Annotated in this window: 18 protein-coding genes; 11 read left to right on the top strand and 7 right to left on the bottom strand. The window is 71.7% G+C overall.

Annotated elements, in window-relative coordinates:
* The first annotated feature begins 59 nt into the window (after window positions 1–59).
* The 3 genes from glgX to DEJ47_RS26890 all read left to right on the top strand — a co-directional run bounded on the left by glgX (window position 60) and on the right by DEJ47_RS26890 (window position 4,908).
* Window positions 60–2,354, top strand: a complete 2,295-nt coding sequence (gene glgX / locus DEJ47_RS26900) for a glycogen debranching protein GlgX (RefSeq protein WP_398338198.1) — start codon at window positions 60–62, stop codon at window positions 2,352–2,354.
* A gap of 91 nt (window positions 2,355–2,445) precedes the next feature.
* Window positions 2,446–3,399 carry a LysR family transcriptional regulator gene (locus DEJ47_RS26895; protein ID WP_150172441.1) on the top strand — a complete coding sequence of 318 codons (954 nt, stop codon included), beginning with the start codon at window positions 2,446–2,448 and terminating at the stop codon, window positions 3,397–3,399.
* A gap of 126 nt (window positions 3,400–3,525) precedes the next feature.
* On the top strand, window positions 3,526–4,908 hold the full coding sequence (locus DEJ47_RS26890; protein ID WP_150172439.1) for a carbohydrate-binding protein: 1,383 nt from the start codon (window positions 3,526–3,528) through the stop codon (window positions 4,906–4,908).
* Here DEJ47_RS26890 and DEJ47_RS37670 read toward each other — a convergent pair.
* Together DEJ47_RS37670 and DEJ47_RS26880 are read right to left on the bottom strand one after the other, a co-directional pair.
* Entirely contained in the window at window positions 4,815–5,009 is a 195-nt protein-coding gene (locus DEJ47_RS37670) for a LuxR C-terminal-related transcriptional regulator (RefSeq protein WP_164440713.1), read from the bottom strand. The two genes, DEJ47_RS26890 and DEJ47_RS37670, sit on opposite strands and share 94 nt — an antisense overlap.
* Window positions 4,963–6,399, bottom strand: coding sequence for a glycosyltransferase family 39 protein (locus DEJ47_RS26880; RefSeq protein ID WP_150172437.1), 1,437 nt, complete (start codon window positions 6,397–6,399; stop codon window positions 4,963–4,965). The genes DEJ47_RS37670 and DEJ47_RS26880 overlap by 47 nt, the downstream gene beginning before the upstream one ends.
* 288 nt (window positions 6,400–6,687) lie before the next feature.
* Between DEJ47_RS26880 and DEJ47_RS26875 the strand changes: the two genes are divergently transcribed.
* The 5 genes from DEJ47_RS26875 (at window position 6,688) to DEJ47_RS26855 (ending at window position 15,837) form a co-directional block, all read left to right on the top strand.
* Window positions 6,688–8,601: an ABC transporter ATP-binding protein gene (locus tag DEJ47_RS26875; RefSeq protein ID WP_150172435.1), complete on the top strand. Its 1,914-nt coding sequence runs from the start codon at window positions 6,688–6,690 to the stop codon at window positions 8,599–8,601.
* On the top strand, window positions 8,598–10,487 hold the full coding sequence (locus tag DEJ47_RS26870; protein ID WP_150172433.1) for an ABC transporter ATP-binding protein: 1,890 nt from the start codon (window positions 8,598–8,600) through the stop codon (window positions 10,485–10,487). Before DEJ47_RS26875 ends, DEJ47_RS26870 begins: the two co-directional genes overlap by 4 nt.
* Window positions 10,488–10,491: 4 nt before the next feature.
* On the top strand, window positions 10,492–11,340 hold the full coding sequence (locus tag DEJ47_RS26865) for a PaaI family thioesterase (RefSeq protein WP_223828521.1): 849 nt from the start codon (window positions 10,492–10,494) through the stop codon (window positions 11,338–11,340).
* 519 nt (window positions 11,341–11,859) lie between these two features.
* Complete coding sequence (locus DEJ47_RS26860) at window positions 11,860–13,932, top strand: M4 family metallopeptidase (RefSeq protein WP_150172431.1); 2,073 nt, start codon at window positions 11,860–11,862, stop codon at window positions 13,930–13,932.
* 285 nt (window positions 13,933–14,217) lie between these two features.
* Window positions 14,218–15,837 carry a M4 family metallopeptidase gene (locus tag DEJ47_RS26855; RefSeq protein ID WP_150172429.1) on the top strand — a complete coding sequence of 540 codons (1,620 nt, stop codon included), beginning with the start codon at window positions 14,218–14,220 and terminating at the stop codon, window positions 15,835–15,837.
* Between the two features lie 62 nt (window positions 15,838–15,899).
* Here the strand turns inward: DEJ47_RS26855 and DEJ47_RS26850 are convergent, their stop codons facing one another.
* The 5 genes from DEJ47_RS26850 to DEJ47_RS37435 form a co-directional block, all read right to left on the bottom strand.
* On the bottom strand, window positions 15,900–16,319 hold the full coding sequence (locus tag DEJ47_RS26850) for a hypothetical protein (protein ID WP_150172427.1): 420 nt from the start codon (window positions 16,317–16,319) through the stop codon (window positions 15,900–15,902).
* Window positions 16,310–16,681: a hypothetical protein gene (locus DEJ47_RS36585; protein WP_190415581.1), complete on the bottom strand. Its 372-nt coding sequence runs from the start codon at window positions 16,679–16,681 to the stop codon at window positions 16,310–16,312. Before DEJ47_RS36585 ends, DEJ47_RS26850 begins: the two co-directional genes overlap by 10 nt.
* 242 nt (window positions 16,682–16,923) lie before the next feature.
* Window positions 16,924–19,554 carry an alpha-glucan family phosphorylase gene (gene glgP, locus DEJ47_RS26840; RefSeq protein WP_150172425.1) on the bottom strand — a complete coding sequence of 877 codons (2,631 nt, stop codon included), beginning with the start codon at window positions 19,552–19,554 and terminating at the stop codon, window positions 16,924–16,926.
* Window positions 19,555–19,771: 217 nt separating this feature from the next.
* Window positions 19,772–20,542, bottom strand: coding sequence for a hypothetical protein (locus DEJ47_RS26835; RefSeq protein ID WP_150172423.1), 771 nt, complete (start codon window positions 20,540–20,542; stop codon window positions 19,772–19,774).
* A gap of 52 nt (window positions 20,543–20,594) precedes the next feature.
* Window positions 20,595–20,717: a hypothetical protein gene (locus tag DEJ47_RS37435; protein ID WP_263398905.1), complete on the bottom strand. Its 123-nt coding sequence runs from the start codon at window positions 20,715–20,717 to the stop codon at window positions 20,595–20,597.
* A 348-nt stretch (window positions 20,718–21,065) separates the two neighbouring features.
* Between DEJ47_RS37435 and DEJ47_RS26830 the strand changes: the two genes are divergently transcribed.
* The 3 genes from DEJ47_RS26830 (at window position 21,066) to DEJ47_RS26820 (ending at window position 26,441) form a co-directional block, all read left to right on the top strand.
* Window positions 21,066–23,138 (top strand): alpha-1,4-glucan--maltose-1-phosphate maltosyltransferase, encoded by a 2,073-nt coding sequence (locus DEJ47_RS26830; RefSeq protein WP_150172421.1) that lies wholly within the window; start codon window positions 21,066–21,068, stop codon window positions 23,136–23,138.
* Window positions 23,135–24,862 (top strand): maltose alpha-D-glucosyltransferase, encoded by a 1,728-nt coding sequence (treS, locus tag DEJ47_RS26825; protein WP_150172419.1) that lies wholly within the window; start codon window positions 23,135–23,137, stop codon window positions 24,860–24,862. Before DEJ47_RS26830 ends, treS begins: the two co-directional genes overlap by 4 nt.
* A gap of 139 nt (window positions 24,863–25,001) precedes the next feature.
* Complete coding sequence (locus DEJ47_RS26820) at window positions 25,002–26,441, top strand: maltokinase N-terminal cap-like domain-containing protein (RefSeq protein WP_150172417.1); 1,440 nt, start codon at window positions 25,002–25,004, stop codon at window positions 26,439–26,441.
* The last annotated feature ends 11 nt before the right edge of the window (window positions 26,442–26,452 follow it).

Here is a 26,452-nt window from a genome sequence, read left to right as displayed (position 1 = left end):
CCGGGACGCCGCACGCCCTTCTTCGCGCGTCGCCCGACGGAGCCGCGGGAGGCCGACAGGTGGCGAGCGCACCCGAGCAAGGGGCAGTGCAGCAGGCGCGGGCGATGGGGCGCGGCACGACGGAGCGGCCCGCCCCGACGGTGAACGGGAACAGGAGGGCGGCGCCCCGCGCGGCGCCGACGCGGCCCGTGTGGCCGGGGACGCCGACACCGCTCGGGGCGCGCTTCCGGGTCGGGCCCGACGGGGTCGCGGGCACCAACTTCGCGCTGTGGGCCGGCGGGGCGGAGGCGGTGGAGCTGTGTCTGTTCGACGACGGGCAGGGGGAGACGCGCTGTCCGCTGACCGAGCTGACGCACGAGATATGGCACGGCTTCGTGCCGGGCGTGCGGCCGGGACAGCGGTACGGCTACCGCGTGCACGGCCGCTGGGACCCATGGACGGGCGCCCGCTGGAATCCGGCGAAGCTGCTCCTCGACCCTTACGCGCGGGCGGTGGACGGCGGCCCCGGCCTCGACTACGGCTCGCTGCCCGCCGAGGTGTACGGGCACGTGCGGGACTGGCCGCAGCAGCATGTGGCGGACACCGTCCGCGACGACCGCGATTCGGCGCCGTACGTCCCCAAGGGCGTGGTGGTGCACGACGACGCGCCGGACGACGAGTGGACCGACGACCGCAGGCCGAAGACGCCGTGGGCGGATTCGGTCATCTACGAACTGCATGTGCGCGGCTTCACGAAGCTCCATCCGGATGTGCCGGAGGCACTGCGGGGCACGTACGCGGGGTTGGCGCATCCGGCCGCGCTCGACCATCTCGTACGGCTCGGGGTGACGGCGGTCGAGCTGCTTCCGGTGCACCAGTTCGCGCACGAGGACCATCTGCTGCGGCGGGGTCTGCGCAACTACTGGGGTTACAACTCGATCGGCTACTTCGCGCCGCACGCGGCCTACGCGGCGTCCGGGACGCGCGGCGAGCAGGTCGGCGAGTTCCGGCGGATGGTGCGGGCGCTGCACGAGGCCGGGATCGAGGTGATCCTGGACGTCGTCTACAACCACACGGCGGAGGCCGGTGAGCTCGGACCGATGCTGTCCTTGAAGGGCATCGACAACCGCGGCTACTACCGGCTGCAGGCGAACGACGCGCGGCGGTACGCGGACTACACGGGCTGCGGGAACACGTTGCAGGTCGTCCAGCCGCACGTGCTGCGTCTGATCACCGACTCGCTGCGGTACTGGGTGTCGGAGATGGGCGTGGACGGGTTCCGGTTCGATCTGGCGGCGGCGCTCGCGCGCTCCTTCCACGACGTCGACATGCTGTCGCCGTTCCTCGCGGTGATCGCGCAGGATCCGGTGCTGCGGCGGGTGAAGCTGATCGCCGAGCCGTGGGACGTGGGGTCCGGCGGCTATCAGGTGGGGGCGTTCCCGCCGCTGTGGACGGAGTGGAACGACCGCTACCGGGGTGCGGTGCGGGACTTCTGGCGGGGTGCGCTGCCGGACGTACGGGATCTGGGGTACCGGTTGTCGGGGTCGAGCGATCTGTACGCGTGGGGCGGGCGCAGGCCGTACGCGTCGGTGAACTTCGTGACGGCGCACGACGGTTTCACGCTGCGGGACCTGGTGAGTTACGAGCGCAAGCACAACGAGGCCAACGGCGAGGGCAACCGGGACGGCTCCGACGACAACCGGGCGTGGAACTGCGGGGCCGAGGGCGAGAGCGACGACCCGGACATCACGGCGCTGCGCCGGCGCCAGCTGCGGAATCTCATGACGACGCTGCTGCTGTCCACCGGTGTGCCGATGCTGGTCGCGGGCGACGAGATGGGCCGCACGCAGGGCGGCTCGAACAACGCGTACTGCCAGGACAACGAGATCAGCTGGGTCGACTGGGGGCTCAAGGAGGAGCCGGGCTGGCGTGAGCTGTTCTCGCTCACGTCCCGCCTCATCGCGCTGCGGCACCGCCATCCGGTGCTGCGCAGGCGGGCGTTCTTCTCCGGGCGGGCGCACTCCGCGGACGGGCTGCGGGACCTGGCGTGGTTCACGGCGGGCGGCGCGGAGATGACGGAGGCGGACTGGTACGCGCCCCGGGCGACGCTCGGCATGTATCTGTCGGGGCGCGACATACCGGGCCGGGACGCGCGGGGCGCGCCGGTCGTCGACGAGAGTTTCCTGGCGGTGCTGCACGCGGACGGGGAGCCGGTGGAGTTCGTGCTGCCGGGGCCGCCGTGGGCCGGGGCGTACGAGGTCGTGGTGGACACGTCCCTGGAGGAGCAGGCCGTGCCGCCCGGCACGGTGCACCGGGCGGGCGGGACGGTGACGGTGCCGGGGAGGTCGGTGCTGCTGCTGCGGGTGACCACGTGACGGTGGTGCCGTCGCGGAGTCCCCGCATATGCGCGCGCTTGGTCCGGACCTGAGTCTTGCCCCTGCTCTTGGGTGACCCCAAGCTCGCCTTATGGACCTGGAGTTGCGGCACCTCAAGACGATCCGGGCGATCGCCGACGCGGGCAGCCTGACCAAGGCCGCCACCGCGCTCGGGCTCGCCCAGCCGGCCCTGAGCGCGCAGTTGAAGAGGATCGAGCGCGTCCTTGGCGGCCCGCTCTTCGAGCGGGGGCAGTACGGGGTGCGGGCCACGGCGCTCGGCGAGTTCGTGCTCGCGCGGGCCCGGGTGGTCCTGCCCGCCGTGAGCGGGCTGCGGGAGGAGGCGCAGCGGTTCGTACGGGCGTGGGAGGGCGGGGCGGGGTTCCGGCTCGGCGGCATCCACGGGCCGCTGCTCGGGGCGCTGGTGGACCGGCTCGCCGCGGCGTATCCGGGGGTGCCGGTGTCGACGCACACGTCGTGGTCGGAGCGGGAGCTCGCGTCGAGTACGGCGGCGGGACGCCTCGACTTCGCGCTGGTCGGCACGTGCGGGGCGAGTGCGCCGCCGGAGAGTGAACTCCTCGTGTGGCGCGAGGTGGCGCGCGATCCCGTCTTCGTCATGCTGCCCACCTCCCATCCGCTGGCCGACGTCCAGGAGATCGACCTGGCGCGGCTCGCGGACGAGGCGTGGACGGACGTGCCGGGCGACGGCTGTTTCGCGGACTGTTTCTCGGCGGCGTGCGCGCGGGCGGGGTTCACGCCGTCGCGCGTGTACGAGACGGATGTCGCGTCGTGCGTGCATCTGGTGCAGGTGGGGCGGGCGGTGGGGCTGTGCCGGGCGACGTTCCCGCCGACGCCGGGCCTCGTGACCAGGCCTCTCGCGGGGGCGCCGCTGTACTGGCGGCACCTGCTCGGCTGGCATCCGGCGGCTCCCGCCCATGACACGGCGGCGGCGGTCTTCGCGCAGGCCCGCGCGGCGCACGCGGAGGCGGCGGCGCGCAGCGAAAGCTATACGGCCTGGCTGTCGGCGCCCTCGCCGCCGTCTCCCTGACACGAGGCGTTCACCGGCGGTCCATAACGTCGGCGTACGGGGTCGAATGACAGCTGCTCGTGGGCTGTTGAGGCTTCTACCGTGTGGGCGATCCCCGCTCGTCCTTGCACATCGAGGAGACCTCGTATGCTCCCCACCCATCACAGACGTGTCGCCGCCGCGTGTGCCGCGGTCACCGCGGCCGGTGCGCTGGTCTTCGCCGGGCTCCCCGGCGCCGCGTCCGCGTCCCCCTCCTCCTCCGCTTCCCCTTCCTCCTCCCGGCTCTCCCCCGCCGAGAGCGCCGCCGTCGGCAAGACCTCTCCCGGAGTCTTGAAGGCCATGCAGCGCGACCTCGGCCTCACGACGGCGCAGGCCGAGGCCCGTCTGGTCAACGAGGCCGAGGCCGGCGCCGTCGCGGGAGCCCTGCGCAACGCGCTCGGCCGTGACTTCGCGGGCGCCTGGGTGCACGGCGCCACCTCCGCGAAGCTCACCGTGGCGACCACCGACGCCGCCGACGTCCCCAGGATCGAGGCGCGGGGCGCACGGGCCGCGGTCGTCGATCACTCGGTCGCGCGGCTGGACGCGGCCAAGGCCCGCCTGGACCGCGCGGCGAAGAAGACCGCGACGCGTGACGCGCCGGTCTGGTACGTCGACGTGCGCTCCAACGCGGTCGTGGTGCGGGCCGTGAAGACGTCCGCGGCGAAGTCCCTCGTCGCGGCGGCGGGCGTGGACTCCTCCCTCGTCCGCGTCGAGAGGTCCACGGAGCGGCCGCGGCCGCTGTACGACCTGGTGGGCGGTGAGGCGTACTACATGGGCGGCCGCTGCTCCATCGGCTTCTCCGTCACCAAGGGCACCCAGCAGGGCTTCGCGACGGCCGGTCACTGCGGGCGCGCGGGCACCGCGACGACCGGCTACAACCAGGTGGCCCAGGGCACGTTCCAGGCTTCCGTGTTCCCCGGGAACGACATGGCCTGGGTCGCCACGAACACGCAGTGGACCGCCACCCCGTACGTGAAGGGCCAGGGCGGCCAGCGGATCGGCGTCGGGGGCTCGACACAGTCCCCGGTGGGTGCGTCGATCTGCCGGTCGGGCTCCACTACGGGGTGGCACTGCGGCACCATCTCGCAGCACAACACGAGCGTCACCTACCCCGAAGGCACGATCAGCGGCGTGACGCGGACGACGGTCTGCGCCGAGCCGGGCGACTCGGGCGGCTCCTACATATCGGGGAGCCAGGCGCAGGGTGTCACCTCGGGCGGTTCGGGCAACTGCTCCAGCGGCGGTACGACGTACCACCAGCCGATCAACCCGCTGCTCCAGCGCTTCGCCCTGACGCTGAAGACCACCGGCGGCGGTGAGGACCCGGGTCCCGGCGAGCCGGAGCCGGGCGGCACCTGGGCGGCGGGCAAGGTGTACGCCGCGGGCGACACGGTCACCTACGGCGGTTCCACGTACCGCTGCCTCCAGGGCCACCAGGCGCAGCCGGGCTGGGAGCCGCCGAACACGCCGGCGCTCTGGCAGCGGGCGTAGCCTCCGCGGCTTGGCCGGACCGTGGCCTCGCTGATGACGAGCTCCGCGGCGATCTCACGGTTCGACGTGCCCCTGGCGACGAGCGCGAGCACTCCCCTCACGGGTGCTGAGCGGTTCGTTGCCGGGGGCACGCACGCGTGACGACCCCGTGGGCCGTGCGGCGCACCGGCTGCCGCGCTCGTAGGCCTGGACGCGGCGTCCGCGTGTCTCGGTGTCGGCGCAGCGTGTGAAGTGATCGACCAGGACCCTGCGTCTGACGGTGTCGCGCCCGCCTCCGGGGTGGTCGTCGGCGTCGGTGACGACCAGGATGCGGTGCTTGCGCAGCATCGCCTTCCGTATGTATGTGGACGGCATGTATGTGGACGGCTTCTCCGTGCCCTGGAGCGAGCCGGAGGCGGTGGGGCTCTCGGCGAGTGCCGGGTCGTCGAGGCCGGTGAAGGAGCCGTCCCCCGGCCGGGAGGTCCAGGCCACCGTTTCGGCGGGGGCGAGGACGTCGTCGACGCGGCTCTGCGGGGTGCGCAGGTCGAGCTGGAGCGGCAGCAGGGCGGCGGACGCGGCCAGGACGAGTGCGGTGAGGGGACGCCGGGAGCGTACGAGGGTGGCGAGCGCGGTGCCGATGAGCAGGGCGATGAGGGGGAGCGCCAGGAGGGGCAGGCCGGGGGAGACGGCGTCGCCTGTCGGGACCTTGGTCCGTGTGGCCGGACGGCGTTTCAGCAGGATCGCGCAGAACGCCCCCAGAGCGAGCAGAAGCGCGGGGGCCGGTGCTGTCGACCAGGTCAGCGGGCGTATCCAGGCGACCTGATGGGCCTGGGAGCGGCTGGCCAGGATGACCGGCAGCGCGCCGCCGACGACCACCGCTGCCGCCGTGAGCCAGCGGGTCAGGAGCCGGGGGGCACCGCGGTGGTGTGCGAGGAGAACGGTCGCCGCGTGGGCCGGGAGTGCGAGCAGCGAGAACCAGTTGAGCAGCGCGGCGACGAGCAAAGCGGTCACGTAGGCCGTCCAGAGGCGGGCGGTCGGTCTGCCCGGCCTGCCGTGGCCGTCCATGAGGGTCACCAGGAGCAGCGTCGCCACGGCGACGGCGGCCACCACCAGGGCGTACGAGTGCCCCTCCTGGGCGTAGTGCCGGGTGCTCGGCATGAGGGCGAAGGCGGCGCCGGCCGCGGCTCCCGCGCGGGGTCCGGCCAGGCGGCTTGCGGTCGCGGCGATCGCCGCGGTGGCACCCGCCATGGCGAGGACCGAGGGCAGGCGCAGGGTGACGAGGCTGTCCCCGAGGACGGCGAAGACGCCGTGCATGAACAGGTGGTAGGCGCCGTGGACGACGTCGATCCGGTCCAGCAGGTGCGCGAGGTCGGGCAGCGACCGGTGGGCGGCCTCCCACGTGGCCGCCTCGTCGCGCCACATGCTGTCCTCGCGCGTGATGCCCCATGAGCCGAGGAGGAGGGTGAGGGCGGCGGGTCCGAGCGTGCCGAGTGCTGATCTGGGCGTGGGCATGACGGAGCTCCGGGCGGCGTGGAGGGGTGCGGGCGACCGGGACACCGGGCTGCTGCCGGACGGTCGCGATCACGGTTCTCACGCTAGGCAGCGGCGCGATCAAGAACGTCACCTGCGGTGACGAGGTGCCGGCTCCGTCGCCGGAGTGACTTCGGGGCGGTGTCGGCCGCGGGGAGTAGCACTTCCGTACCTGGCGCTGCCTGGCCCGGGGTCTAGGTCCAGCGCAGTACCGCTTACCGTCCAAAACTCGGTGGGCTCTGTCAGTGGCGATCCGTAGGCTCGCTCCTGATGCCGAAATCAGATGCCCCTGCCAAGGATCGGTCCGCCGTACGGACGTTGCTGCGCCTCTGGCCGTATGTGCGGCCGGTCCGAACGCGCCTGATCACCGCGGCGGTTGTCGCGATCGTCGCCTCCTGCACGGGGCTCGTCTTCCCCCTCGTGCTGAAGTGGATGGTGGACGGCCCGGTGGCCGACCGGGATCCGACGGGGGTGTGGCTGGGGGCTCTGCTGCTGCTTCTGCTCGGGGTCACGGAGGCGCTGCTGTTCGGGCTGCGGCGGTGGCTCGTCGCCCGGCCGCTCGCGAGCGTGGAGGCGGCGATGCGGGCGGACCTGTTCCGTCATCTGCAGCGGCTTCCGGTGGCCTTCCACGACCGGTGGGCGTCGGGCCAGCTGCTGTCGCGCGGTACGACCGATCTGATGCTGCTGCGCTTGTTCCTCGCCTTTCCGCTGACGTTCCTGCTGGTCAACGGGGCGACCATCGTGGTGGGCGTGATCATCCTGCTGGGGCAGGACTTCGCGCTCGGGCTCGTGCTGCTCGCCCCCGTGGTGCCGATGGTCGTCGCGACGGCGTACTTCGAGGGGCGGTACGCCGCCGTGGCGCGGCAGGCGCAGGACCAGGTCGGCGATCTGACGACGGTCGTCGAGGAGAGCGTGCTCGGCATCCGCATCATCAAGGGCTTCGGCCGCCACCGCAGCCAGGCGCGGGCGTTCCGCGAGCTCTCGCACACGCTGCGCGGCACCGAGATGGTCAAGGCGCGGCTGCTCGCCGCGATCTGGGCCGTGATCGTGACGCTGCCCGAGATCGCCATCGGGGCGGCGCTGGTGCTCGGCACGGTGCGGGTCGCCGACGGCGGGCTCTCGGCCGGCACGCTGGTCGCCTTCCTGTCGACGGCGCTCGCCCTGCGGTGGCCCGTGGAGTCGATCGGGTTCCTGCTGGCGATGAGCCAGGAGTCGGCGACGGCCACGGAGCGGTACTTCGAGGTGATGGACGCGGAGCCGGAGAGCGGGGCGGAGGGGGGTGGTGTGCGGAAGGAGCTCCCCGTGGGCGCCGCCGCGCCGAAGGAGCCCGCGGAGAGTCCCGCGTACGACGGGCTCCGGTTCCACGACGTCGAGTTCAGGTATCCGGACGCCGCGGCGGATGCCCCCGCCGTCCTCTCCCACGTCGACCTGCACGTGCGCAGCGGCGAGACCATGGCGCTCGTCGGGGCGACCGGCAGCGGCAAGACCACGCTCACGGCGCTGGTGCCCCGGCTGCACGAGGTGACCGGTGGCCGCATCACCCTCGACGGCGAGGACATCACCGCGATGGACCGCGCACACCTGCGGACCCTCGTGGCCGTCGCCTTCGAGGAGCCCACCCTGTTCTCCGCCACGGTCGGCGAGAACGTCCTGATGGGCGCCGACGAGAGCGCGGGCGACACCGAGTTGGCCCGCGCCCTCGACGTGGCGCAGGCAGGCTTCGCGCACGCCCTCCCGCAGGGCACCGGCACGCAGGTCGGGGAGCAGGGCCTGAGCCTCTCCGGCGGCCAGCGCCAGCGCCTGGCCCTGGCCCGCGCGGTCGTGGGCCGCCCTCGCTTCCTGGTCCTCGACGACCCGCTGTCCGCGCTCGACGTCCACACGGAGGCACTGGTGGAGGCGGCGCTGCGGAAGGTCCTCGCGGACACGACCGCGCTCATCGTCGCTCACCGGCCGTCCACGGTGCTGCTCGCCGACCGGGTCGCGCTGTTGTCGGGCGGCCGTGTCGCCGCGGTCGGCACGCACCAGGAACTGCTGCGGGACAACGCGGAGTACGCGTGGCTGATGTCGGGCACCGGGGACACGTCGGACCCGCCGCCCGCGCCGACACCCGGCACGCCCGCCGCCCCCACCACGCCCGCCGGCCGCCCCGCCACCGGACACCCCGCCGAGGAGGCCGCCCGATGACCGTGCCCGCATCCGTACGGGAGAAGCCCTTCGATCCCGAGGGCGACGACGACGCCGGTCTGCCCGCCGCGTCACCCGCCGAGCCGGACGACCCGTTCGACAAGGACGAGCTGCCCGCTCCCCCGGGCGCCACCCGCGCCCTGCTGTGCTCTCTGCTCTCACCGCTGCGCCGGCGCGTCGTGCTCGCCGCCATGCTGCTCCTCGTACAGCAGGCCGTCGTACAGGCCGGGCCGCTGCTCGTCGCGTACGCCATCGACCGCGGCGTGCCCGCCGTGCGCGCCGACGACTACGGGCCGCTGATCGCCGTCGCCGCCGGCTACCTGTGCTGCGCGGCCGCGTCCGGTGCCCTCCAGTACGCGTTCATCATCGCCTCCGCCCGGGTCAACCAGGACGTCCTGCTCGACCTGCGCGGCCGCATCTTCCGGCACGCGCAGGCGCTCAGCGTCGACTTCCACGAGCGGTACACCTCGGGCCGGCTGATCTCCCGCTCCACCACCGACGTCGAGTCGCTGCGCGAGCTGCTCAGCGAGGGGCTGCAGGAACTCCTCACGGTCATCCTGTCCTTCGTCTACATCTCGGCGATGCTGCTCTGGCTCGACCTGGGACTCGGCGCGGTGGCGGTCGTCTCCTTCATCCCGCTGTATCTGCTCATCCGCCTCTACCAGCGGCGCGCCGGCGTCATGTTCCGCAACCGGTCGACGGCGATCGCCGCCGTCATCGTGAAGTTCGCGGAGACGATGAACGGCATCCGGCCGGTGCGGGCGTTCCGCAGGGAGCGGGCCAACGACGCGGAGTTCCGCGTGCTCAACCACCGGCACGAGCGGACCAACGGCGACGCGATGCTGGAGATGGCCCGCTACGTCGTCGGTTCGCGGCTCGTCGCCAACACCGCGGTGGCCGCCATCGTGCTGTGGGGCGCCCACCGGGTGGCGGACGGCGGGCTCGCGCTCGGCGTGCTGGCCGCGGCCGTGCTGTACCTGCGGCGCCTGTACGACCCGATCGACCGGCTCGGCATGTTCCTCAACTCCTACCAGTCGGCGGCCGCGTCCCTGGAGAAGGTCGCGGGACTGCTCGCCCAGACCCCGACCGTGCCCGAGCCGGACGCGTCCGTCGCCCGCCCGCTGCCGGTTCTGGAATCCGATCATCCGGGGCGCGAAGTCCGCTTCGAGGGCGTCCGGTTCGCGTATCGCACGGGCGGCGAGATCCTGCCCCGCTTCGACCTCACCCTGCCCGCCGGGCAGACCGTGGCGGTGGTCGGCTCCACGGGCGCGGGCAAGTCGACGCTGGCGAAACTCCTCGCCCGCTTCTACGACCCGACATCGGGCAGCGTCCTCCTGGACGGCGTCGACCTGCGCGAACTCGCCCTCACCGAGCTGCGGCGCGGGGTGGTCATGGTGACGCAGGAGGCGTTCCTGTTCTCCGGGACCGTCGCGGAGAACATCGCGATCGGCCGCCCGGACGCCACCCGCGAGGACATCGAGCGCGCGGCGAAGGCCATCGGCGCCCACGACTTCATCGTGTCGCTCCCCGACGGCTACGACACCGACGTGCGCAAGCGGGGCGGCCGGATCTCCGCGGGCCAGCGCCAGCTGGTCGCGTTCGCCCGCGCCCTGCTCGCCGACCCTGCGGTGCTGATCCTGGACGAGGCGACGAGTTCCCTGGACATCCCCGGCGAGCGCGCGGTGCAGCGCGCCATGCACACGGTGCTGCGCGGCCGTACGGCCGTGGTCATCGCCCACCGCCTCTCCACGGTGGAGATCGCCGACCGGGTCCTGGTCATGGAGCACGGCCGCATCGTGGAGGACGGCACACCGGACGAACTCATCGCGGGCACGGGCGCGTTCGCGGAGCTGCACCGGGCATGGCGCGAGAGTGTGGTGAGCTGACGGCATGAGCGACGAGACGGGCACGGGCAGGCGTGCGGCGACGGCGGGGGCACCGGGAGCGACAGGTGCGGCGGCCGAGGCCGGCGAGGTGATCACCGTCCCGGCGAGCCACCAGGGCTATCCGGGCATCGCCTTCGGCGGGTATGTCGCCGGGCTCCTCGCCGCACGCGCGGCGGCGGCCACGGTCCGGGTGGACTTCCGGGCCGCGACGCCGGTGGACACTCCGCTGCGGGTGGCCGAACCGGGCGACGGAGGGTCCCAGTTGATGGACGGGTCCGGCGCCGTGTTCGCGACCGCGACACCCGTCCCCGATCTGGCCGTCTCCGCCGCTCCGGACGCGCCGTCCTGGGACCAGGCGGCGGCAGCGGCAGCGGCGTTCCGCACGGCGGGCCCGACGGGGCTCGCCGCCGACGGAACCGTGGTCGACTGCTTCGGCTGCGGGCCGCGCCCGCCGGGCCGGGGCCTGCGGCAGTGCTGCATGCCGGTGCCCGGCCGTGACGTGGTGGCGACGGCGTGGACGGCGCATCCCGCCTTCGCCGACGCGCGGGGACTGATGCGCGCCGAGCTGCTGTGGGCCGTCCTCGACTGCCCGACGGCCTGGGCGGGCGTGCACGCCGGGAGCCTCCGCCCCGGGGCGGTCACGGCGTCGCTCACGGCGACCCTGCTGCGCCCCGTGGCGGCGGGCGAGGACCTCATCACGTACGCCTGGCCGGTCGCCACGCACGGCCGCAAGCACACGATGGGCGCGGCGGTGACGACGGCGCGGGGCGAACCGTGCGCGGTCGGCGAGGCGTTGTGGATCGATCCGCGGCGGGCGCCCGGGACCCGCGGGGACCGAGAGCCCGTGTCATGACCCCGGCCGGGTGGTCGCCGCCGGGCCGGGGTCATGACACGGGCTCTGCGACCGATCGGCGGCAAAGGGGACATCCGGTGTGCTCCGCCGCGCGCATCACAGGACTGGACCACCGACGAAATACGGCCATGCGTCGACGGTCGCCGCGACGCACACCGCTCTCGAACAGGGTTCCGCACGGTACTGCCGGGCGAGCGTGACGTGCGGACTTTCAGCCGCCCTACGCTCCCCGGACGCCCGTCGGCGGCCGTCGGCCACGACTCCGGATAGCGAACGCCCGCCACCGGCCAACGGACTGATTCCGGCCAACTACTGATGCGCACCTGACAACAGGGGCCCTCTGGTGCCACTCTTCCCCTCGACCGCCGCACGACTTTCAACAAGGCGACGGTTTCTCTTCACGCAACACCCGTTGTGCACCGCCCAGTTCTGCGTTCCGCCTTGCTCTGCCCGGACGGCGACCCAACCGCCCGGTAGCTCTGGCCGCGCATCCCCGCGGCCGCGCAGAAGGAGTCCGTGTTGAGAAACACCTCCCACAGACACGCCCCCCGCACTCGTTCGGTCCGCACCCGTGCGACCGCCGCCGGTGCCCTCTCCGCCGTCGCCGCGCTCCTGGCCGTGGCTGTCCAGGCGGGCCCCGCTTCGGCCGACGACCCGGCCGCCAAGGCCACCCCCGCCGCGGCCCAGAAGCTCGGCAAGGTCGACCCCGGCGCCCTGGCCGCCAAGCTCTCCCCCGCCCAGCGTGCGGAGCTCATCCGCGACGCCAACGCCACCAAGGCGGAGACCGCCGAGGACCTGGGTCTCGGCGCCAAGGAGAAGCTGGTCGTCCGCGACGTCACCAAGGACCGTGACGGGACCGTCCACACCCGCTACGAGCGCACCTACGACGGCCTGCCCGTCCTCGGCGGCGACCTCGTGGTCGACACCGCGAAGTCCGGGAAGACCGAGGGCGTCACCAAGGCGGTGAAGACGCAGCTCAAGGGCGTCGACACCAGCGCCGACATCAAGGCATCGGCCGCCGAGAAGCAGGCGCTCGGCGCGGCGAGGGCCGAGGGCTCGAAGAAGACCGACGCGGACCGGGCGCCGCGCAAGGTCGTGTGGATGGCCAAGGGCGCGCCGACCCTCGCGTACGAGACCGTGGTCGGCGGGCTGCAGCACGACGGCACCCCGAACGAGCTGCACGTCATCACGGACGCCGCCACCGGCAAGAAGCTCTTCCAGTGGCAGGGCATCGAGAACGGCACCGGCAACACGCAGTACAGCGGCCAGGTCACCCTGGGCACGGCCCAGTCGGGGTCGAACTACACGCTCACCGACACGGGACGCGGCAACCACAAGACGTACAACCTGAACCGCGGCACGTCGGGCACCGGCACCCTCTTCACGGGCCCGGACGACGTCTGGGGCAACGGCCAGGCCTCCAACCTGGAGACCGCCGGCGCCGACGCGCACTACGGCGCGGCCCTCACCTGGGACTACTACAAGAACGTGCACGGCCGCAGCGGTATCCGCGGCGACGGTGTCGGCGCGTACTCCCGGGTCCACTACGGCAACAACTACGTCAACGCCTTCTGGTCGGACGCCTGCTTCTGCATGACGTACGGCGACGGCTCGGGCAACGCCAAGCCGCTCACCTCGATCGACGTCGCGGCGCACGAGATGACGCACGGCGTGACGGCCGCGACCGGCAACATGACCTACAGCGGGGAGTCCGGCGGCCTGAACGAGGCCACCTCCGACATCTTCGCGGCGGCGGTGGAGTTCAACGCCAACAACGCCTCGGACAAGGGCGACTACTACGTCGGCGAGAAGATCGACATCAACGGCGACGGCAGCCCGCTGCGCTACATGGACAAGCCCTCCAAGGACGGCTCGTCCAAGGACTCCTGGTACTCCGGGATCGGCAACATCGACGTGCACTACTCGTCGGGTGTCGCCAACCACTTCTACTACCTGCTGAGCGAGGGCAGCGGCAAGAAGGAGATCAACGGCGTCCAGTACGACTCGCCGACCTCCGACGGCCTGCCGGTGACCGGCATCGGCCGTGACAAGGCCTCGCTGATCTGGTTCAAGGCGCTCACCACGAAGTTCACCACGACCACCAACTACGCGGCGGCCCGCACCGGGACGCTCGCGGTGGCCGGTGAGCTGTACGGCACCACCAGCAACGAGTACAAGGCCGTCGCCCACGCCTGGGCGGCCGTGAACGTCGGCAGCCGGCCGGGCGGCGAGGAGCCCCCCGGGACGTCCTTCGAGAACACCACGGACGTCGCCATTCCGGACGCCGGCGCCGCGGTGACCTCCTCCGTCAACGTCACGGGCCGCACCGGCAACGCGCCGAGCGCCCTCAAGGTCGGCGTCGACATCGTGCACACGTGGCGCGGTGACCTGAAGGTCGACCTGCTCGCCCCCGACGGGACGGTCTACCCGCTGAAGCCGGCCAGTTCCTCGGACTCCGCGGACAACGTCAAGGAGACCTACACGGTCAACGCGTCGTCCGAGGTGGCCAACGGCACCTGGAAGCTGCGCGTCCAGGACGTGGCGCGGCAGGACACGGGCTACATCAACAGCTGGAAGGTCACCTTCCCGTAAGCCCACGCTTGTTCTCCGCCTGACAGACGGCGCCGCCCCGGGTGACTCAACTCCCCGGGGCGGCGCGCTTCTTGCTGCTCGGAGACAGTTCACGCACTGTTCGCAATGCGTACCTCGCCTCCCGCTCAACGAACTATTTCCGGCCAACATGCGATCAAGGGATGACATGTACCTGGCTCGAATGACACTCTTCCCTCGCACCACACACGAGTCACACCCGCACCGCATCTTTCATGCCCGGACGGACACCCACACCGTCCGGGCTCCCCCACAGAAGGAGCCTGCGTGACCCCCCACATATCCCGTAAGCGTTCGATGCTGGCGATCTCGACCGCGGTCGCCGCCGGAGCGCTGCTCGCCGCCGGTCTGACCACCGGCGCCTCCGCGCAGCCCGTCTCCGCGTCCGGCGCGCCCGTGGCCCTCTCGGCGACGGCCCGCGCGGACCTGCTGCAGGACGCGAGCGCGGACACGGCGGCCACCGCCGACAGGATCGGCCTCGGCGCCAAGGAGAAGCTGGTCGTCCGCGACGTCGTCAAGGACGCCGACGGCACCACGCACACCCGCTACGAGCGCACCTACGACGGCCTGCCCGTCCTCGGCGGCGACCTCGTCGTGCACACCGCCAAGAGCGGCAAGGTGAAGAGCGTCACCAAGGCCACCAAGGCCTCGGTGAAGGTCGCCTCCACCGACGCGAAGCTCGGCAAGTCCTCCGTCGCCAAGGCGGCTGAGTCGACCGCCGCCAGGGCGAAGACCACGAAGGCCGACGCTCAGGCGCCGCGCAAGGTGATCTGGGCAGCCTCCGGCAAGCCCGTCCTCGCGTACGAAACCGTCGTCACCGGCATGCAGAAGGACGGCACGCCGAGCAGACTGCACGTCATCACCGACGCCACGACCGGCAAGAAGCTCTTCGAGCGTCAGGCCATCGAGAACGGCACCGGCAACAGCCAGTACAGCGGCAAGGTCGAGATCGGCTCCAAGAAGGGCAGCAGCGGCTTCGACCTGACCGACGACTCGCGCGGCGGCCACTCCACGTTCAACCTGGAGAACGGCCAGGGCGAGGGCAAGCTCTTCACGGACGACGACGACACGTGGGGCAACGGCAAGCCGGACGACGCCCAGACCGCCGCCGTCGACGCCGCCTACGGCGCCCAGGTCACCTGGGACTACTACAAGACCGTCCACGGCCGCGAGGGCATCAAGGGCGACGGCAAGGGCGCGACCTCCCGCGTCCACTACGGCGACTCGTACGTCAACGCCTTCTGGGACGACAGCTGCTTCTGCATGACGTACGGCGACGGCGAGGGCAACAAGAAGCCCCTCACCTCGATCGACGTCGCGGCCCACGAGATGTCGCACGGCGTCACCTCGGCGACCGGCAACATGGAGTACAGCGGCGAGTCCGGCGGCCTGAACGAGGCCACCTCCGACATCTTCGGCGCCTCCGTCGAGTTCAACGCCAAGAGCCCCGAGGACATCGGCGACTACCTCATCGGCGAAGAGATCGACATCAACGGCGACGGCTCCCCGCTGCGCTACATGGACAAGCCCTCCAAGGACGGCAAGTCCCTGGACAGCTGGAGCGCCGACGCGGGCAACGTCGACGTCCACTACTCCTCGGGCATCGCCAACCACTTCTTCTACCTGCTGTCCGAGGGCAGCGGCGCGAAGGAGATCAACGGCGTCAAGTACGACTCGCCGACCGCCGACGGCTCCAAGGTCGAGGGCATCGGCCGCGACAAGGCCGAGAAGATCTGGTTCAAGGCCCTCACGGCGTACTTCACGTCGACGACCGACTACAAGGCGGCCCGCGAGGGCACGCTGAAGGCGGCGACGGACCTGTACGGCGCGGACTCGGCCGAGGTCAAGGCCGTGGGCGCGGCGTGGACGGGCGTCGCGGTCAAGTAAGCGGTCACCGCAACGGGCGGCACCCGGGGGGCCCTTCCTCCTCCCGGGTGCCGCTTTTCCGTTCACTCCGCCCTGAGCTCGCGGCTGTTGGCCCGGTTCTTCGCGATGTTCCGCGTCTTCTTGGTACGGGCCGACCCGGCGACCACGGCGAGCACGGCCCGCGACGTCGAAAACTCTGCGAGGTGGCGCTGCATCCAGTCGGTGACCTCCGCCAGCTCGTCCGGTGTCGGTACGTGGCCGTCCTTGACGGTCAGACAGAGCAGCCAGTCGTCGACGCGGCGGCGGATGAACTCGCGGAACGCCGCCGTCTTGAGCCGTTCGGTCTCGGGCAGCACTCCGTCCGCCCACCGCCGGAACTCCTCGGGGCCGGCCACTTCATACGCCGTCTTGTCCACGAGGGCGACCACGGCCGTCTTGGCCGCCATTTCGTCGGGGTCGCGCAGACATGCGGACACGCTCGCGTGCCCGGGACTCAGTGCCATTCGCCGGGGGCGACCTTCTCCTGCGCCTCCCGATCGAACTCGCCGCACTCGAAGACGACATGCTCGGCGACAGCAGGCCTGTCCGGAGGGAATCCGTCCAGATCCACCGCCGAGTTCGCACGGTCCGCCCCTTGGCAGAGCACGGAGACGGACAGGGGGAAGTGTTCCGTTTCCACCAGGGCATCCGCGTCGTGAATGACGCACGCGATGCCCTGCTCGGTCATCAGGTCCGCCGCGGCGAAGTGGTGGACGTGGCCGCCCTTCGCCTCCAGCGCGGCCGGCTGCCCCTCCGTTTCAGGTGCGCCCGGGGGCACGAAGAGGACCCAGGGGGCAGACGTCCCAGTGATGTCGAAGCCGGTCATTCTCGCATCATCCCGCCTTGTCCAGGGAGTACATGCCGATCGGCTGGACGGTGCGCCACTGCTGATTCCCCCGTGCTGGTAGAAGACGCGCACCGCAGGCGAGCTGTCGGCTGTCGGCTGTCGGCTGTCGGTGGTGCGCGTGCTTCCTGGGAGACGTGACGCACCTCAGCGCCCAACGGTTTCACCACAGCACGTTCTCGGCCCCTACCGCCGGAGATCTCCCCCCACTCCACAGGAGCCTCTCACCGCATCAACACCCCCGCCTCCTCCCCCGTCGCCTCCGAGGGGACCGCCACGAGCCCCAGTTCCGCGGCCCCGCCCGCCAGCAGCCGGTGCGCGGGCAGAATGCGCACCGTGTAGCCGAACGGGCCCGTGCGGTCCAGGGCGAGCGGGCCCTCGTACACCCGCCGCCCCTCCACGTCCGGCCCGCTGACCGGCTTCAGCGGCATCGGGGACGGATCGGCGAGGTGGTCCTCCGGGTCGACGCGGCCCGCGACGACCTGCACCTCCACGTCATCCGGCGTCAGGTCGCCGAGGTGGACCCGCACCCGCAGGGAGAGCGTCGTGCCCAGTTCCGCCGTGGCGTCGCTCGCCGACGCCTCGACGTGGTCGACGGCGACCCGCGGCCAGGCCGCCCGCACCCGTGCCTTCCAGGCGGCGAGCTCGCCCGCGGCGGTGGCGTCCAGCGCGCGGTGGGCCCGCGCGGCGGGCGCGTACAGCTGCTCCACGTACTCGCGCACCATGCGGCCCGCGAGGACCTTCGGGCCGAGCCGGGTCAGGGTCCTGCGGACCATCTCGATCCAGCGGTCGGGCAGGCCGCCGGGGCCCTGTTCGTAGAAGCGGGGCGCGATGCGGCGCTCCAGCAGGTCGTAGAGCGCGGCGGCCTCCAGGTCGTCGCGGCGGTCGTCGTCCGTGGCGGCGCCGTCCGCGGTCGGGATGGCCCAGCCGAAGTCCGGCTCGAACCATTCGTCCCACCAGCCGTCGAGGACGGAGAGGTTGAGGCAGCCGTTCAGGGCCGCCTTCATCCCGGACGTCCCGCACGCCTCCAGCGGCCGGAGCGGATTGTTCAGCCACACGTCGCAGCCCGGATAGAGCTTCTGCGCCATCGCCATGCCGTAATCCGGCAGGAACACGATGTGGCGGCGCACCCGCGGGTCGTCGGTGAACCTGACCAGCTCCTGGATGAGCCGCTTGCCGCCGTCGTCCGCCGGGTGCGCCTTGCCCGCGACGACGATCTGCACGGGCCGCTCCGGGTGGCGGAGCAGCTCCATCAGCCGGTCGCGGTCGCGCAGCATCAGCGTGAGGCGTTTGTAGGAGGGGACGCGCCGGGCGAAGCCGACGGTGAGGACGCCCGGGTCGAGGACGCCGTCGATCCAGCCGAGTTCGGCCGTGGCGGCGCCGCGCTGGCGCCACGAGTCGTACAGGCGCCGCCTGACCTCCTCCACCAGCTGCTCGCGCAGGGTGCGGCGGAGCTCCCAGATGTCGGCGTCCTGGATGTCGGCCACCGCGTCCCACCGGTCGGAACCGCCGACGGACAGCGCGTCCTCGGTGCGCCGTTCGCCGATCTGGCGCGCGCCGAGCCGGAAGACCTCGGGGGCCACCCAGGTCGGGGCGTGCACGCCGTTGGTGATGGAGGCGATCGGCACCTCCTGCGCGTCGAAGCCCGGCCACAGGCCCGCGAACATCTCACGGCTCACCGAGCCGTGCAGGGTGCTGACGCCGTTGGCGCGGCTGCCGAGCCGCAGGCCCATCACCGCCATGTTGAAGAGGTTGGGCTCGCCTCCCGGGTACGTCTCCATGCCGAGCCGCAGGACGTCCCCCGCGTCGATGCGGGGCAGCTCGGCGCCGGGCCCGAAGTGATGGGCGACCAGCTCGCGGTCGAAGCGGTCGATGCCGGCGGGCACGGGCGTGTGCGTGGTGAAGACGGTCCCGGCGCGCACGCTCTCGAGCGCGGCGTCGAAGCCGACACCGTGCTGGGCGAGTTCGTGGATGCGTTCGAGGCCGAGGAATCCGGCGTGGCCTTCGTTGGTGTGGAAGACCTCGGGTTCGGGGTGCCCGGTCAAACGGCAGTACGCCCGCACGGCCCGCACCCCGCCGATGCCGAGGAGCATCTCCTGGAGCAGCCGGTGCTCGCTGCCGCCGCCGTAGAGCCGGTCGGTGACGTCGCGCTCGCCGGGGTCGTTCTCCTCGACGTCGGAGTCGAGCAGCAGCAGCGGGACGCGGCCGACCTGCGCCTGCCAGACGTGGGCGCGCAGCGACCGGCCGCCGGGCAGCGCGAGCGCCACGATGGCGGGGGTGCCGTCGGCCTCGCGCAGCAGGACCAGGGGGAGCTCGTTGGGGTCGAGGACGGGGTAGTGCTCCTGCTGCCAGGCGTCGTGGGACAGTGACTGGCGGAAGTAGCCGTGCCGGTAGAGGAGCCCGACGCCGATGAGCGGCACGCCGAGGTCGCTCGCTGCCTTCAGGTGGTCACCGGCGAGGATGCCGAGGCCGCCGGAGTACTGCGGAAGGGCGGCCGTGATGCCGAACTCGGGCGAGAAGTAGGCGACGGCGCGCGGCAGCGGCCCTTCACCGCCGCCCTGCTCCTGGTACCAGCGCTCCCCTTCCACATAGGCGCGGAGGTCGTCGGCCGCCTCGCCGAGCCGCCGCAGGAAGTCCTCGTCGCGGGCGAGCTCGTCGAGCCGGGCGGGCGGCACCTGGCCGAGGAGCCGCACGGGGTCGCAGCCGGACGCCTCCCACTGCCTCGGGTCGACGGACTTGAACAGGTCACGGGTGCGCGGATGCCAGGACCAGCGCAGGTTGCGGGCCAGCTCGGAGAGCCGGCCGAGGGGCTCGGGAAGGACGGGACGTACGGTGAATCGACGGATGGCCTTCACAGCGACTCCACCTCTACGGGGAATGCGTACAGATCGACCTACGCGTCGACGGTAGCGGTGACCGGCCCTCAGGAACCACGGCGCGCGGACGGGCGCGCGGGCGGCGGGCGGCGCGGGACGGGCGGGGCTCCCGGCACGGGCCCCGGCCGCGTCACCTCCCCCGGCCCCGCGCGCCGGGCAGCGCCCGCGACGTTCCGGGTCCCCGGGGCGCCTGCGGTCAGGCGTACCGGTGCCCCGGCCAGTGCGGATCGTCCCACCGGGAGTGGAGCTCCAGGCCGAGGATCCGTACGCGGTGCAGGAGGTCCTCGGAGGCCCCATGGGCGCGCAGGCGGGGCGGTGCGTGGCGGACGAGCCAGGCGGAGAGCCGTACCCGCTTCCGCTCGTCCTCCTCCCGCTCCGACCAGGGGCTGTTGTCGCCGAGCAGTTCGTACTCCCACTCGGTGACCGCGAGGGCCAGGTGGCGGTCGGGGACGGGGCCCGTGGACCGCTGCCATATGCCGAGCCACGGGTCGGGCGTGCCGGACGCCTCGGTGCACAGCGCGAAGATCTCGTGCGCGGGCTCGGGCGGGTCCGGCTGTGTGAGGGTCCACGCCCACCAGGCGCGCAGGAACTCCTCCACGGACGCGGCCTGCTCGGCGGGCCACTCCTGCCACGCGCCGTTCGCCAGGAAGTGTCCTACCTCGGCCATTCCGTACAGGGGCGGTACGACCAGGCCGTATACGAGATGCACGGCGAGCTGGGGCAGGATGCGACGCGTCATGGCGGGCTTGTCGGTCCAGTCGCAGACCTGCCAGGTGCGGGCGAGCAGTTCGGGGTCGAGTTCCACGTCCGGCACCCGCAGCAGCTCGACGTCCTCGTCGGGTCCCCAGTGGCAGACGCACTGGACCTCGTCCGGGTGGGCGGTCTCCCCGCGGAGGGTGACGGCGAGGCGCTCCAGGGCGGCGTCGAGCCGCAGTCGCGCCGGGGGGCGGGGGTCGACGTTCGTCATGACGTCTGCCTTCGGGTACTCCGGCGGCTGCCGCCTGCCGAAGACCGCGACCTTACCGGACGCTCCCCCGGCACGCCTCCGCTATCGCCGCCGGATACCTGCCCTCCGTCGCGTGCATGCCGGGCAGCACCCGTAGGGAATCCGTCATGGTCGTCGTGTCCGAATGAGTGGTCATGCCCCATCCGAATGCGCGGACGCGTCGTACACCGGCGGTTTTCGGACCTTCGCCTCGTCCGGCGGCGGGCCGCGTACCGCCGCGTCGCGCCGCGCGCTCTCGTACCGCAGGGCCTATGCAAACGGTTCAACAAGCCATACGGCATATGCGAATTGGGTCCGCTCTTGCCATTCATGGCGAGGCCGGTCTTGCATGCGCCCTTACGCACTAGTAGTTAACAAAGCGCCGGATTGCCCACCCGAAGGGTGTGGGAAGGCTCATTCGGTACGCACTCGGCCCACCGGCCGGCACGCACCGCGGAACTTTCTCCGGACCCCGTATCCGTGCAGCGGACAGGAGCGGTCAGACATGCCTCCAGGCTCACCCCCGCCAGGCTCGCCCACGCACCCCAGTCCCCCCAAGGACCCCGCGCAACCCACACACCCCACCATTCCCGTCCTGGACGTGCGCCCCGCCGTCCACGGCGGACGAAAACCGGCGAAGGCGGTGCCGGGAGAGACGTTTCAGGTCACCGCCACCGTCTTCCGCGAAGGACACGAGGCGGTCGCCGCCAACGTCGTCCTGCGCGACCCCGAGGGACGCCCCGGCCCATGGACCCCCATGCGGGAGCTCGCACCCGGCACCGACCGGTGGGGCGCCGACGTGACGCCGGATGCCGAAGGGCGCTGGACCTTCGCCGTGGAGGCGTGGGGCGATCCGATCACGACCTGGCGCCATCACGCGCAGATCAAGATACCCGCGGGCATCGACACCGACCTGGTGCTCGAGGAGGGTGCCCGGCTCCACGAGCGGGCGGCCGACGGCATACCCGGCGGGGACCGGGCCGCCGTCCTCGACGCCGCCGACGCACTGCGCGACACGGGCCGCTCCCCGGCGGCCCGTCTTGCTGCCGCCCTCACCCCGGAGGTGCGGGCGGTCCTCGACCGCCGTCCGCTGCGCGAACTCGTCACGTCGTCGGAGGAATTGCCGCTCCTGGTCGAGCGGCGCCGGGCCCTCTTCGGGTCCTGGTACGAGTTCTTCCCGCGTTCGGAGGGCGCCGTCGTCGAGGAAGGTGCGCCACCGGTGTCGGGCACGTTCCGGACGGCCGCCGCGCGGCTGCCCGCCATCGCCGAGATGGGCTTCGACGTCGTCTACCTGCCGCCGATCCACCCCATCGGCACGACGTTCCGCAAAGGGCCGAACAACTCCCTGTCGGTGGGACCTGACGATGTGGGGGTGCCCTGGGCGATCGGGTCGCCGGAGGGCGGTCACGACGCCGTCCACCCGGACCTGGGAACGCTCGACGACTTCGACGCGTTCGTGCGCCGCGCCGACGGTCTCGGCCTCGAAGTCGCGCTGGACTTCGCGCTCCAGTGCTCCCCCGACCACCCGTGGGTGGAGAAGCACCCCGACTGGTTCCGCCGCAGGGCGGACGGCACCATCGCGTACGCCGAGAACCCGCCGAAGAAGTACCAGGACATCTACCCGCTCGCCTTCGACAAGGACCTGCCGGGCCTCGTCGCGGAGACGGTACGCCTGCTGCGGTTCTGGATGGGGCACGGCGTGCGTATCTTCCGCGTCGACAATCCGCACACCAAGCCCGTCGTGTTCTGGGAGCAGGTGCTCGCGGACATCAACGGCACCGACCCGGACGTCATCTTCCTGGCCGAGGCGTTCACCCGGCCCGCGATGATGCAGACCCTCGCGGCCATCGGCTTCCAGCAGTCCTACACGTACTTCACCTGGCGGAACGGGAAGGACGAACTCACCGACTACCTGACCGAGTTGTCGCGGGAGACAGCGCACTTCCTGCGTCCCAACTTCTTCGTGAACACCCCCGACATCCTGCACGGCTACCTCCAAGAGGGCGGGCGCCCCGCCTTCGAGGTACGGGCCGTGCTCGCCGCGACACTGTCGCCGACGTGGGGCGTCTACAGCGGATTCGAGTTGTGCGAGAACACCGCGCTCCGGCCCGGAAGCGAGGAGTATCTGGATTCGGAGAAGTACCAACTGAGGCCCCGCGACTGGGAGTCGGCCGCGAGGCGGGGTGCCACGATCGCTCCGTTGATCACCGTGCTCAACCGCGTCCGTCGCGCGAGTCCCGCCCTGCGGCAACTCCGCGACCTGCACTTCCACGAGACCGATCAGGAGGCGGTGATCGCGTACTCGAAGAAGGCCGTCGACGAGCACGGTTCGAACATTGTTCTGGTGGTCGCCAACCTCGACCCTCACCACACCCAGGAGGCCACGGTCTCGTTGGACATGCCGCAACTCGGCCTCGACTGGCACGAGTCGGTGCCGGTGCGCGACGAGCTCACCGGCGAGACCTACCACTGGGGCAGGGCCAACTACGTGCGCCTGGAACCCGGCCGCGCGCCCGCGCACCTCTTCACGGTCCTGCGACCGTCCTCACCGTTGATCGGAGGGTCACCCACACCATGATCGTCAACGAGCCCGTCCAGGACACCTTCGAGGACACACCGGCCAAGGACCGCGACCCCGAATGGTTCAAACGCGCCGTCTTCTACGAAGTCCTCGTCCGCTCCTTCCAGGACAGCAACGGCGACGGCATCGGCGACCTCAAAGGCATCACCGCCAAACTCGACTACCTCCAATGGCTCGGCGTCGACTGCCTCTGGCTGCCACCCTTCTTCAAATCCCCCCTGCGCGACGGCGGCTACGACGTCTCCGACTACACCGCCGTCCTCCCCGAATTCGGCGACCTCGCCGACTTCGTGGAATTCGTCGACTCCGCCCACCAGCGCGGCATGCGCGTCATCATCGACTTCGTCATGAACCACACCAGCGACCAGCACCCGTGGTTCCAGGCCTCGCGCACCGACCCCGAAGGCCCCTACGGCGACTACTACGTCTGGGCCGACGACGACAAGCAGTACCAGGACGCCCGCATCATCTTCGTCGACACCGAAGCCTCCAACTGGACCTTCGACCCCGTCCGCAAGCAGTACTTCTGGCACCGCTTCTTCTCCCACCAACCCGACCTCAACTACGAGAACCCCGCGGTCCAGGAAGAGATCATCTCCGCCCTGCGCTTCTGGCTCGACCTCGGCATCGACGGCTTCCGCCTCGACGCCGTCCCCTACCTCTTCGCCGAGGAAGGCACCAACTGCGAGAACCTCCCCCGCTCCCACGCCTTCCTGCAACGCGTCCGCGCCGAGATCGACGCACACTATCCGGACACCGTTCTCCTTGCCGAGGCCAATCAGTGGCCCGAGGACGTCGTCGACTATTTCGGTGACTTCGAAAAAGGCGGGGACGAATGCCACATGGCGTTCCACTTCCCCGTCATGCCCCGCATCTTCATGGCCGTACGCCGTGAATCGCGCTACCCCGTCTCGGAAATCCTCGCCAAGACCCCGGCCATTCCCTCCGGCTGCCAGTGGGGCATCTTCCTGCGCAACCACGACGAGCTGACCCTGGAAATGGTCACCGACGAAGAGCGCGACTACATGTACGCGGAGTACGCCAAGGACCCGCGCATGCGCGCCAACATCGGCATCCGCCGACGCCTCGCACCGCTCCTGGACAACGACCGCAACCAGATCGAACTCTTCACCGCCCTGCTGCTCTCCCTGCCCGGCTCGCCGATCCTCTACTACGGCGACGAGATCGGCATGGGCGACAACATCTGGCTCGGCGACCGCGACGCCGTCCGCACCCCCATGCAGTGGACCCCCGACCGCAACGCGGGCTTCTCGTCCTCCGATCCCGGGCGGCTCTACCTGCCCACGATCATGGACCCCGTCTACGGCTACCAGGTCACCAACGTCGAAGCGTCCATGTCCTCACCGTCCTCCCTGCTCCACTGGACACGCCGCATGATCGAGATCCGCAAGCAGAACCCGGCGTTCGGACTCGGCTCGTACACCGAACTCCCGTCGTCGAACCCGGCGGTGCTCGCCTTCCTGCGGGAGGCGCCGTCGAGCGAGACCGAGGAGGACGAGGGCGACGACCTGGTGCTGTGCGTGCACAACTTCTCGCGCTTCGCGCAACCCACCGAACTGGATCTCCAGGCCTTCGCGGGACGCCATCCCGTCGAGCTCATCGGCGGGGTGCGCTTTCCGGCCATCGGTGAGCTCCCGTACCTCCTGACCCTCGCGGGACACGGGTTCTACTGGTTCCGGTTGCGCAAGGAACCGGCGTAGGCTCCGGCAGCGCGACGCCTCGCGGGGCGGTTTCCACCGCCCCGCCCTGGGCACTCCTACGCAACGACCGGCACCCCCATCCGCACCACCGGCACTCCCGCACCCTGCCTCGTCCGCGACGCGGAAAGGACGCGACGCCATGTCGGAAGCCGCCATACGCCCCGGTGTGCACGCCTCGGCGCTGCTCGCCCCGCTCGACCCGCTGCTGCGCGCATGGCTGCCCCGGCAGCGGTGGTTCGCCGGGAAGGGCCGTCCCGTCACCGCCCTGGAAGCGGTGTCGGTGACCGAGCTCCTGCCACGCAGCTCACCCTCCGGCCTGCTCCACCTCCTCCTGCGGGTACGCCAGCCGATGGTGCCCCCGCAGGACGCGGGACTCGACGGGTCCCACCCCGAACGCCCGACCGACTGCTACCAGTTGCTGCTCGGCGTGCGCCGCACACTCCCGCCCCACCTCGCCCCCGCGATGATCGGGCACGTCACCGAGGGCCCGCTCACCGGCCACACCGTGTACGACGCGCTGCACGACCCGCGGCTCACCGGGCTCCTCCTGGAACGGCTGCGCATACCTGGACGCCACGGAGTCCTCCGCTTCGAGCGCGACATGGGCGTGGAGATCCCCTCGGGCCTCACCCCGCGCCTGCTCACCTCCGAACAGTCCAACTCCTCGCTCGTGTACGGCGACACGTTCATCCTGAAGCTGTTCCGCCGCGTCGTGCCCGGTCTCAACCCCGATCTCGAACTGCCGCTGCGGCTCGCCGCGGAGGGCTGCGCACGGGTGCCCGCGCCCACCGCGTGGTTCCTCGCCGACCTGGACGCAGGGGCGTCCGCGCCGGAGGAGAGCTGCGGCCTCGGGGTGCTCCAGCCGTATCTCGCCGGGGCCGAGGACGGCTGGGAGCTCGCCCTGCGGATGCGCGACAAGGGCGAGTCCTTCACCGGTGAGGCACGGGCGCTCGGCCGCGCCACCGCGGAGGTCCACGCGGCGCTCGCCGCCGCGCTGCCGACCGTCACGCTGGGCCGGGCCCAGGTCGAGACGGTCGCCGACGCCATGGCGGAGCGCCTCACCGCGGCGGCACAGGCGGTCCCCGCACTGCGGCCCTACGCTCCCGGGCTGCTCACCGCCTTCGAGGCACTCGCCGACCTCGGCGGCGAGGGACAGGCGTGGACGGCCCAGCGCGTCCACGGCGACCTCCACCTCGGGCAGTGCCTGCGCTCCCCGGACGGCGAGTGGTCGCTCATAGACTTCGAGGGCGAACCCGCACGGCCGCTCGCCGAGCGCCGCCTGCCCCAGCCGACCGCCCGCGACGTGGCGGGCATGCTGCGCTCCTTCGACTACGCCGCGTCCCACGGCACCTGGTCGCCCGAGTGGGCCGATGAGTGCCGGGCCGCGTACTGCTCGGGGTACGCGGAGGTGGCGGGCCGCGACCCGCGCACGGACCCCGTGCTGCTGCGCGCCCACGAGACCGACAAGGCGGTCTACGAAGTCCTGTACGAGGCCCGCCACCGCCCCGACTGGCTGCCGGTCCCGCTGGCCGCGGTCCGCCGCCTGGCCGAGGACGGCCCCGCCGACGACACCCACTGACCACTCCTCCG

Origin of the sequence: Streptomyces venezuelae, from assembly GCF_008642355.1 — a bacterium.
GTDB classification, from domain to species: domain Bacteria; phylum Actinomycetota; class Actinomycetes; order Streptomycetales; family Streptomycetaceae; genus Streptomyces; species Streptomyces venezuelae_B.
This window is presented reverse-complemented; position numbering and strand designations above follow the sequence as displayed.

Coding starts and splice junctions, on each gene's coding strand:
- DEJ47_RS26870 (WP_150172433.1), top strand. CDS start 8,598: ATGACCGTGCCCGCATCCGTACGGGAGAAGCCCTTCGATCCCGAGGGC.
- DEJ47_RS37435 (WP_263398905.1), bottom strand. CDS start 20,717: ATGACCACTCATTCGGACACGACGACCATGACGGATTCCCTACGGGTG.
- DEJ47_RS26850 (WP_150172427.1), bottom strand. CDS start 16,319: ATGGCACTGAGTCCCGGGCACGCGAGCGTGTCCGCATGTCTGCGCGAC.
- DEJ47_RS26880 (WP_150172437.1), bottom strand. CDS start 6,399: ATGCCCACGCCCAGATCAGCACTCGGCACGCTCGGACCCGCCGCCCTC.
- DEJ47_RS26865 (WP_223828521.1), top strand. CDS start 10,492: ATGAGCGACGAGACGGGCACGGGCAGGCGTGCGGCGACGGCGGGGGCA.
- DEJ47_RS26820 (WP_150172417.1), top strand. CDS start 25,002: ATGTCGGAAGCCGCCATACGCCCCGGTGTGCACGCCTCGGCGCTGCTC.
- DEJ47_RS26830 (WP_150172421.1), top strand. CDS start 21,066: ATGCCTCCAGGCTCACCCCCGCCAGGCTCGCCCACGCACCCCAGTCCC.
- DEJ47_RS26835 (WP_150172423.1), bottom strand. CDS start 20,542: ATGACGAACGTCGACCCCCGCCCCCCGGCGCGACTGCGGCTCGACGCC.
- DEJ47_RS36585 (WP_190415581.1), bottom strand. CDS start 16,681: ATGACCGGCTTCGACATCACTGGGACGTCTGCCCCCTGGGTCCTCTTC.
- treS (WP_150172419.1), top strand. CDS start 23,135: ATGATCGTCAACGAGCCCGTCCAGGACACCTTCGAGGACACACCGGCC.
- DEJ47_RS26895 (WP_150172441.1), top strand. CDS start 2,446: ATGGACCTGGAGTTGCGGCACCTCAAGACGATCCGGGCGATCGCCGAC.
- DEJ47_RS26890 (WP_150172439.1), top strand. CDS start 3,526: ATGCTCCCCACCCATCACAGACGTGTCGCCGCCGCGTGTGCCGCGGTC.
- DEJ47_RS26875 (WP_150172435.1), top strand. CDS start 6,688: ATGCCGAAATCAGATGCCCCTGCCAAGGATCGGTCCGCCGTACGGACG.